The organism is Streptomyces mobaraensis, from assembly GCF_020099395.1.
Lineage (GTDB): Bacteria > Actinomycetota > Actinomycetes > Streptomycetales > Streptomycetaceae > Streptomyces.
Map to the genome: position 1 here is coordinate 2,328,441 of NZ_CP083590.1, position 15,074 is coordinate 2,343,514.

At 73.7% G+C, this 15,074-nt stretch carries 13 protein-coding genes; 9 read left to right on the forward strand and 4 right to left on the reverse strand.

Features of this window, described 5'->3' with window-relative positions:
• Positions 1 to 345: 345 nt before the first annotated feature.
• The gene (locus tag K7I03_RS33785; RefSeq protein WP_185941144.1) at positions 346 to 2,094 is read left to right on the forward strand and encodes a hypothetical protein; all 1,749 of its coding nucleotides are present in this window, start codon (positions 346 to 348) and stop codon (positions 2,092 to 2,094) included.
• A 39-nt stretch (positions 2,095 to 2,133) separates the two neighbouring features.
• On the opposite strand, the gene K7I03_RS09770 is transcribed toward K7I03_RS33785, so the two are convergent.
• On the reverse strand, positions 2,134 to 2,775 hold the full coding sequence (locus tag K7I03_RS09770; protein WP_224346977.1) for a CGNR zinc finger domain-containing protein: 642 nt from the start codon (positions 2,773 to 2,775) through the stop codon (positions 2,134 to 2,136).
• A gap of 88 nt (positions 2,776 to 2,863) precedes the next feature.
• Between K7I03_RS09770 and K7I03_RS09775 the strand changes: the two genes are divergently transcribed.
• Together K7I03_RS09775 and K7I03_RS09780 are read left to right on the forward strand one after the other, a co-directional pair.
• Complete coding sequence (locus K7I03_RS09775) at positions 2,864 to 4,081, forward strand: MFS transporter (protein WP_224346978.1); 1,218 nt, start codon at positions 2,864 to 2,866, stop codon at positions 4,079 to 4,081.
• Between the two features lie 175 nt (positions 4,082 to 4,256).
• Positions 4,257 to 4,823, forward strand: coding sequence for a hypothetical protein (locus K7I03_RS09780; protein ID WP_185941143.1), 567 nt, complete (start codon positions 4,257 to 4,259; stop codon positions 4,821 to 4,823).
• Positions 4,824 to 4,847: 24 nt separating this feature from the next.
• On the opposite strand, the gene K7I03_RS09785 is transcribed toward K7I03_RS09780, so the two are convergent.
• Positions 4,848 to 5,114 (reverse strand): hypothetical protein, encoded by a 267-nt coding sequence (locus K7I03_RS09785; protein WP_185941142.1) that lies wholly within the window; start codon positions 5,112 to 5,114, stop codon positions 4,848 to 4,850.
• 148 nt (positions 5,115 to 5,262) lie between these two features.
• Here K7I03_RS09785 and K7I03_RS09790 point away from each other — a divergent pair, with 148 nt between their 5' ends.
• On the forward strand, positions 5,263 to 5,781 hold the full coding sequence (locus K7I03_RS09790) for an NUDIX domain-containing protein (RefSeq protein ID WP_185941141.1): 519 nt from the start codon (positions 5,263 to 5,265) through the stop codon (positions 5,779 to 5,781).
• A 75-nt stretch (positions 5,782 to 5,856) separates the two neighbouring features.
• On the opposite strand, the gene K7I03_RS09795 is transcribed toward K7I03_RS09790, so the two are convergent.
• Positions 5,857 to 7,521: an MFS transporter gene (locus K7I03_RS09795; RefSeq protein ID WP_185941140.1), complete on the reverse strand. Its 1,665-nt coding sequence runs from the start codon at positions 7,519 to 7,521 to the stop codon at positions 5,857 to 5,859.
• A gap of 168 nt (positions 7,522 to 7,689) precedes the next feature.
• Here K7I03_RS09795 and K7I03_RS09800 point away from each other — a divergent pair, with 168 nt between their 5' ends.
• Positions 7,690 to 8,319: a TetR/AcrR family transcriptional regulator gene (locus tag K7I03_RS09800; RefSeq protein WP_185941139.1), complete on the forward strand. Its 630-nt coding sequence runs from the start codon at positions 7,690 to 7,692 to the stop codon at positions 8,317 to 8,319.
• A gap of 232 nt (positions 8,320 to 8,551) precedes the next feature.
• Here the strand turns inward: K7I03_RS09800 and K7I03_RS09805 are convergent, their stop codons facing one another.
• Positions 8,552 to 10,000, reverse strand: a complete 1,449-nt coding sequence (locus K7I03_RS09805) for a cation:dicarboxylate symporter family transporter (RefSeq protein WP_185941138.1) — start codon at positions 9,998 to 10,000, stop codon at positions 8,552 to 8,554.
• Positions 10,001 to 10,165: 165 nt separating this feature from the next.
• Between K7I03_RS09805 and K7I03_RS09810 the strand changes: the two genes are divergently transcribed.
• The 4 genes from K7I03_RS09810 to K7I03_RS09825 all read left to right on the forward strand — a co-directional run bounded on the left by K7I03_RS09810 (position 10,166) and on the right by K7I03_RS09825 (position 15,026).
• Positions 10,166 to 11,827, forward strand: coding sequence for a sensor histidine kinase (locus K7I03_RS09810; protein ID WP_185941137.1), 1,662 nt, complete (start codon positions 10,166 to 10,168; stop codon positions 11,825 to 11,827).
• Positions 11,828 to 11,892: 65 nt separating this feature from the next.
• Positions 11,893 to 12,564, forward strand: a complete 672-nt coding sequence (locus tag K7I03_RS09815; RefSeq protein ID WP_185941325.1) for a response regulator — start codon at positions 11,893 to 11,895, stop codon at positions 12,562 to 12,564.
• 195 nt (positions 12,565 to 12,759) lie between these two features.
• Positions 12,760 to 14,163: an extracellular solute-binding protein gene (locus K7I03_RS09820; protein ID WP_398858495.1), complete on the forward strand. Its 1,404-nt coding sequence runs from the start codon at positions 12,760 to 12,762 to the stop codon at positions 14,161 to 14,163.
• Positions 14,160 to 15,026, forward strand: a complete 867-nt coding sequence (locus K7I03_RS09825) for a carbohydrate ABC transporter permease (protein WP_185941136.1) — start codon at positions 14,160 to 14,162, stop codon at positions 15,024 to 15,026. Before K7I03_RS09820 ends, K7I03_RS09825 begins: the two co-directional genes overlap by 4 nt.
• Positions 15,027 to 15,074: the final 48 nt, after the last annotated feature.

Genomic DNA, 15,074 nt, shown 5'->3' on the forward strand with positions numbered 1-15,074 from the left:
AAGCGCCGTTCGAGGCCCGAACGTGCAGGCCCCGGATACGGGGAAGCGCCGAACGCGCCGGACCGGCCACTCCTCGCCTCGTTCACCAGTGCGAAACATCTCGGGGTTTTCCCTGATCGAACCCGGAGTCGACCCCACCACCCGGTGCGCCGGAAGCATGACGCGTGCTTCAGTATGAGATCCATCAACTCTCCCGGCGGACCAGCCTCCAGAGCGAGGTTCGTCCAACGGAATCCGTTGGTCCACTGGTCCGGGCGTCCGGCCGGACAAGCATGGACAAGATCCACTGCCACCTGTTGTCATCGATTGCCATGCATTGCCATCGCGAACACAAGGAGAGGGACGTTGAGTGAGGGAAGGAGGCGGACACGACCCTGGGGACCGCTGCGCGGCCCTTCCGACCCGGCCCGGGAGCTGGCCGACCTGCAGCGCGCCTGGCTGGACAAGGCGGGGCTGCGCGTCAGGGACCTGGCGGGCGCCCTGCAGCCCGAGCACTTCACGGACGGGCGGGTGCCCGCCCGCTCCACGGTCTCGGACCGGCTTGCCGGCGCGAATCCGCGATGGGACTTCGTGGAGGCCGTCGCCGACGTCTGCTCCCGGGACGACCCGGAGCGCTCCCGACTGCTCGACGAGGCGCGTCCCGTGTGGGAGCGCGTCCGGGCGGCCCCACCGCGGCACAGTGACCGGGCCGGACAACCCGACGGCCGGGCCGGACAACGCGGCCGCCGGACCGGACAACCCGGCCGGTCCGGCGGGAGCCCGGACGACGCCTCCCGCGCAGCCGTCGACGGGCCGGACGGCGAGGCGCTGCGCGCCGCGCTGAACCGGGCCGCCGAGGCGGAGCGCGCGCGGGACGGAGCCCACCAGCTGTCCGTCCTACTCCTCACGACGGTCGGCAGGCTGGAGAGGGACCTGGACGAGCTGCGCGCCCGAGGCCGGGCCGAGGGAGCGCGTACGGAACAACTGCGCAGAGCCCACCGGCGTCTCCAGCGGAGCGAGGCCCGACGGACGCTGCTGACTCAGGAGTTGCGGCGCGTCCGGGCCGAACGGGACGCGTTGCGCGGCGCTTCCGTGTCCTGTCCGGACGGCCGGACAACCGGGAGCTGGACCCGGACAACCGGGGATCCGGCCCGGACGACCGGGGATCCGGCCCGGACGACCGAGGGTCCGGTCCGGACAATCGAGGACCCGGCCCGGACAGCGCCACCGGTCAACCGGCCGGACAAGCCCTTGGACGAGCACCAGGACCAGCGCCCGGACCAGGGCTCGGACCAGCACCCAGACCAGCGCCCGGACCAGACCCTCGACGACCGCGGCGGCGCCCGGACGGCTCCGCCGCCGGACAACTCCCCACTGGCCGCGGTCCACGCCCTGTCCGACGCCCGCGCGCGCGGCCAGGACTCCGCGGCCCGGCACCTGACCGCCGCCGTGGGCCGGGACGGCAACCCCGGCTTCGTCCAGCGCGTGGTGGCCCTGCTGTACGCCGACGAGCAGCCGGCGGACGCCGAGCGCGTCCTCACGGCCGTGGCCCGGACCCGTCCCCCCGTCCGCGTCCCCGCCGTCCTCACGGCCCTGCTCCGCGCCGGACGGCCGCAGGACGCCTCGTACGTCCATGTCGCGCTCGCCCGCGCCGAGTCGGCCGGTCGGGTCCTGGAGGTGGTGGCCGCGCTCCGGGAGGCGGGCCTGCACTCGGACGTCTACCGGGTCCTCATGGCCGCCGGCCGGCTCCGCGCCCTCGGCGACGTACCGCCGCTGATCCGCTCGCTGGAATCCGCCGGCCGGCCCGAGGACGCCCGCTGGCTCCTCGGCTTCGCCGCCCGCGAACGCCCTCGCACCGAGGCCCGCGCCCTCGCGGAGATCCTTCGCCTGGCCGGCGCCCCCGCCGCCGCCGATCACCTCCTGGCCGAACTCCGCCCCACGATCCCCCCGCAGCCCCGCACCCCCGTCGAGGAGCCTCCCCCGCTCCCCGTCCCCACCCGCGGCCTGGCCACCGTCATCCGCATCGACCCGTCCCCCGGCCCCCGCGCCCCGGTCCTGGGACGCCGGCTCACGAACGGGCCGTATGTGGAAGGCGTACTGCCGCCGAGGGGGTGAGGGCGGGCGGCCCCACAAGGCGCCCGTACCGGAACCGCGTCAGTCGCGGTTGCCCGGCTGGGAGTCGCGGGGGTCCAGCTGGGAGTCGCGGGCGTCCAGCTGGGAGTCGCGGGCGTCCTGGCGGGCGCGGAAGGCCGCGGCCTTGGCGCGGTTCTGGCAGGCGGTGGAGCAGAACCGGCGGGCGGCGTTGCGGGAGAGGTCGACGTAGACGCGGTCACAGCGGTCGGCACCGCAGACGCCCAGCCGTCCGGCGAGGCCGCCGCCCACCGCCAGGGCGAGCGCGGTGGCACAGGCGGCGCTGGACCCCGCCGCGAAGGAGTCGTCGGGGCCGTGGAAGTGCAGCTGCCAGGGTTCGCCCGCGCCCCGGTCCAGCCGCGGCCGGGCGCCGGTGTCGCGCAGCAGGTCGTTCACGGCCGCCGCGGCGGCGTCCAACCGCCCGTCCTGCATGGCCTGGAAGACGTCCCGCATGCGCAGGGCCGCTCCGGCCAGGTACGCGGCCTGCTCGTCGTCGATGTCGCGCGGCAGCGAGGAGGCGGTGCGGGGTATCGCGGCATCGACCGCGGTCCGGAGCCCGGTTCCGCGGGGCGCGGTGTAGGGGCGGCCGCGCGCGGTTCCGTCGGTCAACGTGTTCACGAGCGCTACGGCTTGGTCCAGCAGCATCGCGACGTGACTGTCGAACATCACTTGACCAGTCACTCCTTCCGGGGCTAGCGTCCGTAACCGACGTTACTCGATTCACCAGTTACGCGGGAACGGCGGGGGGACGGGAATGGGTACGGAGGCAGGAGCGGCGACGACAGCGAGGCTGCCGCGCATCGTTTGGCTGCTGGTGGCGGCCCGGGCGATCAACCGGCTCGGCGCCTTCTCCCTCCCCTTCCTGACCGTCCTGATCAGCACCGACTTCGGCGCGAGCGCCACGACGGCGGGGCTGCTCTCCGCCGTCTTCGGGCTCGCGACGATCCCGTCGCGCCTGGCCGGCGGCCGCCTGGCGACGCGCCTCGGGCGGCGCCGCACGATCGTGCTCGGCCTCACCGGCTGCGCGCTCGCGCAACTGGGCATCGCGGCCGCCGGCTCCCTGACCTCGGTGGCGGCCTTCGCGGTCCTCCTCGGCCTGGCCTTCGAGCTCTACGAACCGCCGAGCCAGGCGATGATCGCCGACGCGGTCGGCCCGGCCGACCGGGTGCGCGCCTACAGCCTGCTCAACGCCGCGCTCGCGGCGGGCGGTACGGGCGCCGGCCTGATCGCCGCCGCCCTGGGCCGGTGGGACCTGCGCTGGCTGTTCGTCGCCGACGCGCTCACCTGCCTGGCCTGCGCGCTGACGCTCCGCTTCGCGCTGCCCGCCGATCACCCCGGCCGGCGGACCACCGAGCGCGGCGGACGTCCCGAGCCCGTCCACCCGTGGCGGGACCGCGCGCTGTGGGCCCTGTTCGTCTCCGGCACCGTCTTCGCCCTCGTCTCCATGGAGATCACGATGGCGCTGCCGCTGACCCTCACCCACCGCGGCCTGCAACCGTCCGACGCGGGGCTGCTGTTCAGCGCCTCGGCCGTGACCGTCGTCGCGTCCCAGCCCGCCCTGCGCCTGCGCCGCCTCGCCACGCTCCCCGACTCCGCTGCCCTCGCCCTCGGCCACACCCTGATGGCGGCCGGCCTGGCGGGCTACGCGCCGGCGTACGGCCTGCCCGCGTTCCTCGCGGCCACGGCCCTGTGGAGCCTGGGCGACGTGCTCGTCCTGGGCCGGATCCTCGGCGTCGTGGCGGACCTGGCACCGCCCGGCGGCGCCGACCGCTACCTGGCGGCGTACGGCGTCAGTTGGGGCGTCGCCACGGTCGCCGCCCCGGTCACCGCCACGCAGATCCTGGAACACGCCGGCGTCACGGCCCTGTGGACCGGCACCGCGGCCGTCTGCCTCGCCCTGGCGGCCGGCCAACTCCTCGTGGTCGGCCCGTTGGTCGGCACCGCGGGACGGGCCGACGCCGTACCCGCGTAACGCGGCACCACGAACGGACGACGCGGTCCGCCGCGCCGGATCGCCCTCGGGTAGCACCGGACTTCATCCGCGCGACGGAGCGGAAAGGGCCCCACGGCGGAGGCTTCCGACCACACCCCCCGGCCATGATCACAGTGTTCGCCAGCCACTGACGCCCCCCGAACCGGAGCACCCGATGAACAAGACCCTCCGCACCGCCGCCCTCCTCGCCCTCGCCCTCACGACGACGGCCACGGCCGGCGTGGCGGACGCCGCGACGACGAAGGGCGCCGACCGCCCCCTGACGTCCGCGATACGGGGTTCAGGACGCATGGAGTACCCCGTCACCACGGAGGACGTCCGCCTGACCGTCGACGCCCACGCCACCTACGCGGGCGGCCCCACCCTCCCCACCAAGTCCTGGGGTACCTTCCGCCTCTCCCACAAATTCGGCACCGGAAAGCAAGCAAAGATCTACTGGGGCGACTTCACGGTCGACTGCCTCCGCACCGGCGGCCCCACCGCGGTCGTCACCGGCACCCTCACCCGCACCAGCCCCGGCCACCCCTGGCGCACCATGTTCCCCGAGCACGCGCGCATGGGCGTGAGTTTCTCCATCGCCCCGAAGGGTGGCGGCCCCAGCCGCATAGGGCTGGCGGCACCGTCCCCGAAGGGACAGCCGATGCTCACCAAGTGCATGGCCTCGGCCACCGACGCACGCGTGATCGCAGGCGGCTACACGCTGCGGGACAGGACCAGGTAGGGCTCGATGCCCTCCGGTACTCGATCAGCCGACGAGCTGCTCCCGCCGCACCGCGAACTCATCGCGCCCGTCCGGCGTCTCGACATAGTGCGGAGTCGTGGAGACGGTGACCAGCCCGTCGTGCTCCTTGAGGACCACGCAGGCGATCGTGACGTCCACCGGGTAGGACGAGTCCGGCCTGAGCACATCCAGCTCGTCGAAGACCGGAGGCTTGTCGAACACCGACCAGCTCCGCCCGGCCGCGTCCGTGAACCGCACCTCCACCCACCCGGGGAAGGGCTCGTCACTCACCCAACGCACCGCCTCACACCGCAACCCGACCACGAGCCCCACCCCTCGTACAAGATCGTCGACATTCGACAGTACGCCGTCGTTCCGGCTCCCGTCATCAGCCGGGCGCCCGGCACAGCCGTCGGGACCGGAGAAAGGCGGTGACAACATGCCGGGGCCGAGCCCGGACCCTTCCGATCCCGAGGCGTGGAACGCCTACCTGGCGGAAGGCAACGCCAGGCAGGCGCGCAAGCGCGTGAGCGCCGACGTGCTGCTCCGGGATGAGGCCGGGGGCTGTCTGCTCGTCAAGCCCACCTACAAGCCCGGCTGGGATCTCCCCGGTGGGATGGCCGAGGCCAACGAGGCGCCCGATGTCGCTGTGGCGCGGGAGTTGCGGGAGGAGTTGGGCCTGGCCGTGACGCTACAGGGACTGCTCGTCGTCGACTGGGTGGCGCCGCACGGGCCTTGGGACGACCAGATCGCCTTCGTCTTCGACGGCGGCGTGCTCGACGCGGCGGTGGCCGCCGGTCTGCGTCCCTGCGACGGGGAGCTGTCCGAGGTGGCGTTCGTCGCGCCCGGGCGGGCTCGGGGGCTGCTGAACTCCCGTATGGCACGGCGGTTCGCCGCCGCCGTCATCGCGCTGGGTGACGGGGTTCCGCGGTACCTGCGTACGGACTCCGAGACATAGCGAAGCGCCCGTCTGCCGCGAGGACTCCCTCGCGGCAGACGGGCGGTGTCGGTGACAGGTTCCGGCCAAGGGCCGTCAGACCCGCTCGGACTCCCGTTCCTCCGACCGCTCCGCCGTGGCGGCCTGCGGCTGGGCCGCCTTGCGCGGGAGGAGGAGGGCGACGACGACGGTGCCGATGCCGAGGATCACGGCGCCGACGACGCTGGTGTGGGCGACCGCGTCGGCGAACGCCTTGTGGACGGCGTCGACGACGGTCTGGGCCTGCTGGGCGCCGAGGGCGGCGGCCTTCTCCGGGCCGACCTTGGGCGCGGCGCCGGCCGTGACCTGCTTGCCGACCTCCTTGGCGACGTAGAGGCCCGCGCCGACCGAGTCCTGGGCGGCGGAGAGCGCCTTCTCCGGCAGCTTGGGGCCGCCCGCGGCGGCGGCCTTGGCGGCGGCGTCACCGAGGTTGGAGGAGTACGTCTTGGCGAGCACCGTGCCGAGGATGGCGATGCCGAGGGAGCCGCCGAGCTCGATGGAGGTGCTGTTGACGGCGCCGCCGACGCCGAGCTGGCTCTCCGGGAAGGAGCCCATGATGGCGTTGGTGCACGGCGACAGGGACAGGCCGATGGCCAGGCCCAGGATGATCAGCGGCAGCACGAAGTCGTCATACGACGAGGACGCGTCGACGCGCGTGAGCAGCGCGATGGCGACCGTACCGACGGTCATGCCCAGCGCGACCGTGATCTTCATGCCGAACCGCGGGGTGAGGAACGCGGTCAGCGCGCCGCCCACGAACACCGCGCCGGCCAGCGGCAGCATCCGGACGCCGGTGTCCAGCGGCGAGTAGCCGAGGACGAACTGCAGGTGCTGCGTGAGGTAGTAGAAGGCACCGAAGACGGCGAGAAAGAACAGGGCGACCGCCAGCGTCGAGCCCGCGAAGGCCCGCTTGGCGAAGCGGCGCACGTCCAGCACCGGACGCGGGTGGCGCAGCTCCCACAGCACGAAGCAGACGAGGCCGATGCCGGCCACGACCGCGGCGGTGATGGCCTTGGCGCCCCAGCCGAAGTGCGGTCCCTCGATGATCATGTAGATCAGGGAGCCGACCCAGATGACGGACAGCAGACCGCCGATGTAGTCGATCTTCTCGACGTTCTCGGCCTTCGACGGCGGCACGAGGAACAGCGCACCCACCGCGCCCAGCAGCGCGATCGGCACATTGATCAGGAACGTCGAGGCCCAGCCGTGGTCCTCCAGCAGCGCGCCCGCGACCAGCGGGCCGACGGCGATGGCGAGGCCGGCCGTGGCCGTCCAGATGGTGATGGCCTTGGCCCGCTCGGCGCGCGGGAAGGTCGCGGCGAGCAGCGACAGCGTCGCCGGCATGATCATGGCCGCGCCGACGCCCATCGCCGCGCGGGACGCGATGACGCCCGCCGCGCTGTCCACGAGCGAGCCCGCGACGGACGACCCGGCGAAGACCAGGAGGCCCAGGACGAGGGCGCCGCGGCGGCTGTACTTGTCACCGACCGCGCCCAGGATCAGCATCAGCGCGGCGTACGGGACGGTGTAGCCGTCGATGACCCACTGGAGGTCGGAGCTGCCGAGGCCGAGGCTCTGGACCATGTCCGGGGCGGCCACCGTCAGCGACGTGTTCGCCATGACGATGATCAGCAGGCTGATGCAGAGCACCCCCAGCGCCCACCAGCGTCGCGCGTACGGCCCGTCCATCGCGTCGACGGGACGCGATATCCCCAGGCGCATGGCAACCTTCCTTTCCTTGATCTTGCACTCAGTCCTGCTCTAGATCTTGCACAGGATTGTGCAAATTACACACTCGTGTGCAATGTAAGGGGCATGGACCGTGGTGTGCAAAATGAGGAGGCAGAAGGCCCTGGGCGGGCCGGACGGGCCCGACGGAGAAGAGAACCGATGACCGGCAGAGCGGACGCCAATCGCCGCCGCATCCTGGACGTCGCCCTCGCGGAGTTGCTGCGCGACCCCGAGGCGAGCATGGACCAGATCGCCCGCGCGGCCGGCGTCGTACGGCGTACCGTCTACGGTCATTTCCCCGGCCGCGACGCGCTCGTCGCGGCCCTGGTGGACGACGCGGCGGAGACGGTCGGCGCGGCGCGGGCCGAGGCGCTACGGGGCGACCCCGGCGACGCGGCGGAGGCGCTGGCCCGCGCGATCCTCGCGGTGTGGGAGATCGCCGACGGCTACCGCCTGCTGGTCTCCATGGCGCAGCGCAGCGTCACGGTGGAGGGGATCCTGCGCCGGCTGGAGCCGGTCCGGCGGGAGAGCGAGGCGCTGCTGCGGCGCGGCCTGGAGGCGGGGCGCTTCACGTCCGTCCTGCCCGCGGCGGCCCTCGCCTACGTGCACGAGCAGATCCTCTTCGGGCTGCTCCAGGCCGTCAACGACGGTCTGCTGCCGCCGGAACGGGCGGGCCGCTCGGCCGCCGTGACGGTCCTGACGGCGGCGGGCGTCCGGGCGGAGGAGGCGGTGGAGCTGGTGGAACGGATCGCGGCGGAGAGCGCGGTGGAGAGCACGACGGCCGACTGACGCCTCGTCAGGAGAAGCGCCGGGGGCGCCGGCCGGAATCCCACCCGGCGCCCCCTGGAACGCGTCGGCTGAAACGCGTCACCTTGGCTCCCGCCGCCTCGAAACGCGTCGCGTCGGAACCTGCCACCTCGGAACGCGACCGCTTCGAACGCGCCGCCTCGGAACCTGCCGCCTCGGGCGCGCCACCCCGAACGCGCAGCCCCAAACACGCCGCCCCGAAACGCGACCGCCGTCAGACGCCCGCCGGCGCCCGCTCCGCCTCCCGCGGTTCCGGCGGCGGCGATCCGTGCGCGCCCTCCTCCGCCGTCAGCGTGCTCTCGTCGAAGGGCAGCCGCCCGGCGAGGACCTCCTGGGCCCGCTCCCGGTCGATCTCCTTCGTCCAGGTGCCGACGAGCACCGTCGCGACGGCGTTCCCGGCGAAGTTGGTCATGGCGCGCGCCTCGCTCATGAAGCGGTCGATGCCGACGATCAGGCCGACGCCGTCGACGAGTTCGGGCCGGTGCGACTGGAGGCCGCCCGCGAGGGTGGCCAGCCCGGCGCCGGTGACGCCCGCCGCGCCCTTGGACGCGATGATCATGAACAGCAGCAGCGAGACCTGCTGCCCCAGGTCGAGCGGCGTGCCCATCGCCTCCGCGATGAACAGCGAGGCCATGGTGAGGTAGATGGCGGTGCCGTCGAGGTTGAACGAGTAGCCGGTCGGCACGGTGATGCCGACGACGGGCCGGCTGACGCCCAGGTGCTCCATCTTCGCGATGAGCCGGGGCAGCGCCGACTCCGACGACGAGGTGGAGAGGATCAGCAGGAACTCCCGTCCCAGGTACTTCAGCAGCCGGAAGATGTTCACCCCGGCCACCAGGCGCAGCAGCGTCCCCAGGATCACCACGACGAACAGCAGACAGGTCGTATAGAAGCCGATCATGATGACGGCCAGCGACTTCAGCGCGTCGACGCCGGTCGCCCCGACCACCGCGGCGATGGCGCCGAAGGCTCCCACCGGCGCCACCCACATGATCATGGACAGCACCCGGAAGACCAGCTTCTGGAGGTGCCCGATGCCGCGCAGCACCGGCTCCCCCGCGCCGCCCATGGCCTGCAGGCCGAAGCCCACCAGCAGCGCGACCAGCAGGGTCTGCAGCACCTCGCCGCCGGTGAGGGCGGACACCAGAGTGGTGGGGATGATGCCGAGGAGGAACGCGGTGGTCGACTGGTGCGCGTTCTTGGCCTGCGCCTCGCCGGCGTGCCGGAGGGCCTCCGTCAGGTGCAGGCCGCTGCCGGGCTCCAGCAGGTTGCCGACCAGCAGGCCGACGGCCAGTGCCACGCTCGACATCAGGAGGAAGTAGCCGAGCGCCAGCCCGCCCACCGCGCCGACCTTGGCCGCCTTGCGGACCGATCCGATGCCGAGCACGATCGTGCAGAAGATGACGGGCGAGATCATCATCTTGATGAGATTGACGAATCCCGTGCCCAGCGGCTTGAGTTCGACGGCCGTGCCGGGGGCGGCGAAGCCGACCGCGATGCCGGCCAGCACCGCCGCGATGACGGCGAGGTAGAGGTAGTGGGTCCGGTCCCGCTTCCCGGCCGGCCGCGCCTGCGGAACCGGTTGTGCCTGTGATTCCGACCGATCCGGGCGCTCCGGCGGGTCCGGTGGGGTGGACGGTGACGTCGTCGTCACGGGTGTCACGTGGGGCTCCTCGTCGTCGCGGCTCTGCGGGCCGGGCCCGCCCGTCCGTTCGGCGGGGTCCCGCTCCCCGTGAGGGGGGTCCCGGAGACTATGCACGCCGCTGTGACCGCGGTCACCCTTGCGTGCATTACGTTCACGAATGGACCGCGGTGCACACTGTCGGCCATGCGCACACCTCGCATACGTTCCCGCAGCCTCGCCGGCCAGCTCTTCGCCGTGCAGATCGTGCTGGTGGCCGCGGTGGTGGCGGGGTGCGCCGCGTTCGCCTGGCTCTCCGACCGCGCGGAGGCCGAGAAGGCCGCCCGCCGGCAGGTGACCGCGACCGCGACGGCGGTGGCCGCGTCCCCCGCCGTCGCCGAGGCGGCCGGGACGGCGGACCCCTCGCGTACGCTCCAGCCGTACGCCGAGCGGGTCCGGCACGACACGGACGTGGACTTCGTGACCATCATGAGCCCGGGCGGCACCCGCTGGACCCACCCCGACCCGGCCAGGATCGGCGAGCCCTTCCTCGGCCACACCGGGCCGGCGCTGGCGGGACGGGTGTTCGCGGAGACGTACACCGGCACGCTCGGGCCGTCCGTACGGGCCGTCGCCCCCGTCCGGGACCGGCACGGCAAGGTCACCGCCCTGGTCAGCGCCGGCATCACGGTCGACGCGATCAGCGCGCGCCACCGCCGCCAGGTCGTCGCCCTGCTCGTCTTCGCCGCGGCCGTCCTCGCGCTCGGCGGCGCCGGGACGTACGTCCTCAACCGGCGGCTGCGGCGGCACACCCACGGGATGAACGCCACCGAGCTGGCCCGGATGCACGACTACCACGAGGCCGCCCTGCACGCGGTGCGCGAGGGGCTGCTGATGCTGGACGGGCAGCGCAGGGTGGCCCTCGTCAACGACGGCGGCCGGGAGCTGCTCGGGCTGCGCGGGACGGACGCCGTCGGCCGGCACGTCACCGACCTCGGCCTCCCCCGCTCGCTGACCGACGCCCTGCTGGCGCCCGAGCCGCGCGTCGACGAGCTGCACCTGACCGCCGACCGGACGCTGGTCGTCAACACGTCGCCGGTCTCCGGCGGTCAGCGCCGCGGCACCGTCGTCACTCTCAGGGACCACACCGAACTCCAGGCCCTCAGCGGCGAACTGGACTCCGTCCGGGGCTTCGCCGAAGCGCTGCGCTCCCAGGCGCACGAGGCCGCCAACCGGCTGCACACCGTCGTCTCGCTGATTGAACTCGGCCGCGCCGAGGAGGCCATCGGCTTCGCCACCGCCGAACTCGAACTCGCCCAGGCCCTCACCGACCAGGTGGTGGCCGCCGTCGCCGAACCCGTCCTCGCCGCGCTGCTGCTCGGCAAGGCCGCCCACGCCAACGAGCACGGCGTGGAACTGCTGCTCTCCCCCGACAGCCACGTGGACGACGGCCTGCTGCCGCCCGGCCTGCCCACCCGCGACCTCGTCACCGTCCTCGGCAACCTCATCGACAACGCGGTGGACGCGGCCGGCCCCCGCCCCGGCGACGGCCTCCCCGCCGGCGCCGCCCGGGTCACCGTGACCGTCCGCCCGGACGGCGACGACCTCCTCCTGCGCGTCACCGACACCGGCCCCGGCCTGGCCCCCGGAACGGCCGACGAGGTCTTCCGCCGCGGCTGGTCCACCAAGGACCCCGGCGACGCCCCCCACGGCCACGGCCTGGGCCTCGCCCTGGTCCGCCAGGCGGCGGTGCGCAACGGGGGGACGGTGGAGGCGGGCCGGGGACCGTCCGGAGGCGCGGAGTTCACGGTCCGGCTGCCGCTGGGCACCGGCGCCGCGGCGCCGGGCGAAGCCGGTGAACGGCCGTGACACCACCCGCGCCACCCACGGCACCGCCGACGCCTCCGGCACCACCGACGCCGCCCACACCGCCGATCCGCGTACTCGTCGTCGAGGACGACCCCGTGGCCGCCGACGCCCACGCCCTCTACGTCCGGCGCGTCCCGGGCTTCGCCGTGGCCGGGGTGGCGCACTCGGTGGGCGACGCCTCGCAGTTCCTCAAGCGCTCCCCCGCCGACCTGCTGCTCCTCGACCTCTACCTCCCCGACGGCCACGGGCTGCGGCTGCTGCGCTCCCTGCGCTCCGCCGGGCACACGGCGGACGTCATCGCCGTCACCTCGGCCCGCGACCTGGCCGTGGTCCGGGAGGGCGTGTCGCTCGGCGTCGTGCAGTACGTGCTCAAGCCGTTCACCTTCACCACCCTGCGCGACCGGCTGGTGCGGTACGCCGAGTTCCGGTCCGTCGCGGGCGAGGCCAGCGGCCAGGATGAGGTGGACCGCGCCCTCGGCGCACTGCGCGCCCCGCGCCCCGCCGTCCTGCCCAAGGGGCTGAGCACCGACACCCTGGCGGCGATCACGGACACCCTGCGCACGGCCGGCCCGGACGGCCTCTCCGCCACGACGGCCGGCGGCGCGGTGGGCATCTCCCGGATCACCGCCCGCCGTTACCTTGAACACCTGGTCGACACCGGGCGGGCGGCACGGGCGCCGCTGTACGGGCAGGTGGGGCGGCCGGAGCTGCGCTACCGCTGGCTGAGCGGGGGCTGAGCGACCGGACGCGGACGGGGGCCGGAGCCCGGCGCGGCGTCCGCCGTACGACGTCCCCGGCGCGTACCCGGGCGGCGGGCAGGGAACGTTACGGGGTGCCACCGAGCCGCCGGGCCCGCCGCGGGCCGCACGCAGGCTCCGGCCTGTAGGAGGTCGCCCGTGCGCCCCACCGCCCCTGTGCGCCCCACCGCCCCTGTGCGTACCACCACCCCTGCGCGTCCCAAGGGTCTCGCGCGCGCCACCGCCCCCGTACGCCCCCTCACCACCGCGTTGCTGGCCGCCGCGCTGACGGCCACGGCGCTCACCGCCTGCGGGGCCCCGGGCGGCGACCCGGACACCGTACGGGTCGTCTACCAGCGCAGCACCGACAACAAGTACCGCATCCTGGACGACTATCTGGCGGGCGTGAAGCGGCGGTTCGAGCGGGAGCACCCGGGCCGGAAGATGGAACTCGTTCCCGTACAGGCCGCGCAGGACGACTACGCCGTCAAGGTGCAGCAGATGATGCGCTCGCCGCGGACCGCGCCGGATCTGGTCCGCGAGGACACCTCCCTCATCGACTCGGACGTCGCGTCGGGCTACCTCAGGCCGCTGGACGACAAGCTGGCCGGCTGGCAGGACTGGAAGCGGTATCTGCCGGCCGCCAGGGCGCTGGTGACGGCGGAGGACGGCCGGACGTACGGGGTGCCGGACGGGACGGACACCCGGGGGCTGTGGTTCAACAGGGAGATCTTCGCCCGGGCCGGCCTGCCGGCCGACTGGCAGCCGCGGACCTGGGACGACGTCCTCGCCGCGGCCCGGGCCGTCCGGGACCGGGTCCCCGGGGTGATTCCGTTCCACCTCTACACGGGCAGGGGCCCGGGCGAGGCGGCGGCCATGCAGGGGTTCGAGATGCTGCTGTACGGCACCGGCCGGGACCCGCTGTACGACCCGGCGCGAAAGAAGTGGCTGACCGGCCGCCAAGGCTTCGTGGACGCCCTGGAGTTCGTCCGTACCGTCTACGCCGAGAAGCTCGGCCCGGACCCGGCCGACGCCCTCGACCCCAACGTCAGCACGCGCGTCACCGCCGAGTGGCTGCCCAAGGGGAAGCTCGCCATCGCCCTGGACGGCAACTGGCTCGGCAAGAACTGGCAGCCGGGCGGCAGCAGACCCTGGCCCGCCTGGTCGCGGGTGCTGGGCCGGGCCGCCTTCCCCACCCAGCACGGCGCGGCCCCCGGGCGGGTGAGCCTCTCCGGCGGCTGGGCGTGGGCGGTCGCCGCCCGCTCCCGCAAGGCGGACCTGGCCTGGCAGGTGGTGGAAACCCTCCAGACCCGGTCGAACGCCCTCGACTGGACGGTCCGCGACGGGCAGATCGCCGTCCGGGACGACGTCGCCGCCGACGCGCGCTACCGGACGTACGTACCGGGCATCGACTTCTTCACCGGCCTGGTCGCGGTCACCCGCCACCGCCCGGCCCTGCCCGTCTACCCGCAGGTCTCGTCCGCGCTGCAGGAGGCGATGGAGGAGGTCGCCACGGGCGACGCCACGCCCGCCCGGGCCGCGCGGGATTACGACGAGGAGCTGCGGTCCGTCGCCGACACGGCCGGGGCCGGCCGATGACCGCCCGCCGCCGCCCGGCGCTCACCCGCTGGCTCCCCCTCGCCCCCGCCACCGTCCTGCTCCTCCTCTTCCTGGCCGGACCCGTCGTCTGGTGCGTCGGGATCGCCTTCACCGACACCCGGCTCACCGGCCAGGCGTCGGCGTCCTGGGTCGGACTGGACAACTTCCGGCACGCCTTCGCGGACGAGAACTTCCGGAACGCGGTCGTCCGCACCCTCGTCTTCACGGTCCTGTCGTCGCTCATCGGCCAGAACACCCTGGGCTTCGCGCTCGCCGCCCTGATGCGGCACGCGTCCCGCCCGGTCCGCGCGGTCACCGGCACGGTCGTGATCGCCGCGTGGGTGGTCCCGGAGATCGTGGCGGGCTTCCTCCTCTACACCTTCTTCCACCGGCGCGGCACCCTCAACGCCATCCTGGACGCCCTCCATCTGCCCACCCAGAGCTGGCTGTTCACCCTGCCCATCCTGGCCGTCTCCTTCGCCAACGTCTGGCGCGGCACCGCGTTCTCCATGCTGGTCTACTCGGCCGCGCTGGACGGCATCCCCCAGGACGTGACCGAGGCCGCCCTCGTCGACGGCGCCACCGGCCTCCGCCGCTTCCGCTACATCACCCTCCCCATGCTCCGCCGCACCATCGGCACCAACCTCATGCTCAACACCCTGCAAACACTGTCGGTTTTCGGCCTCATCTGGTCCATGACCCGAGGCGGCCCGGCCCACCGCAGCGAGACCCTCCCCGTCTTCATGTACGACCAGGCCTTCCTCAAGTCCCTCATCGGCTACGGAACGGCGGTCGCCCTCCTCCTGCTGCTCGTCGGCGGGCTGTTCTCGGCGGTGTACCTGCGACTACTGCGCGAGGAGTGAAGCCGGGCCCGTCTCCCACCCCGCGGCCAGGCGAGCGGTGGCAGCCCC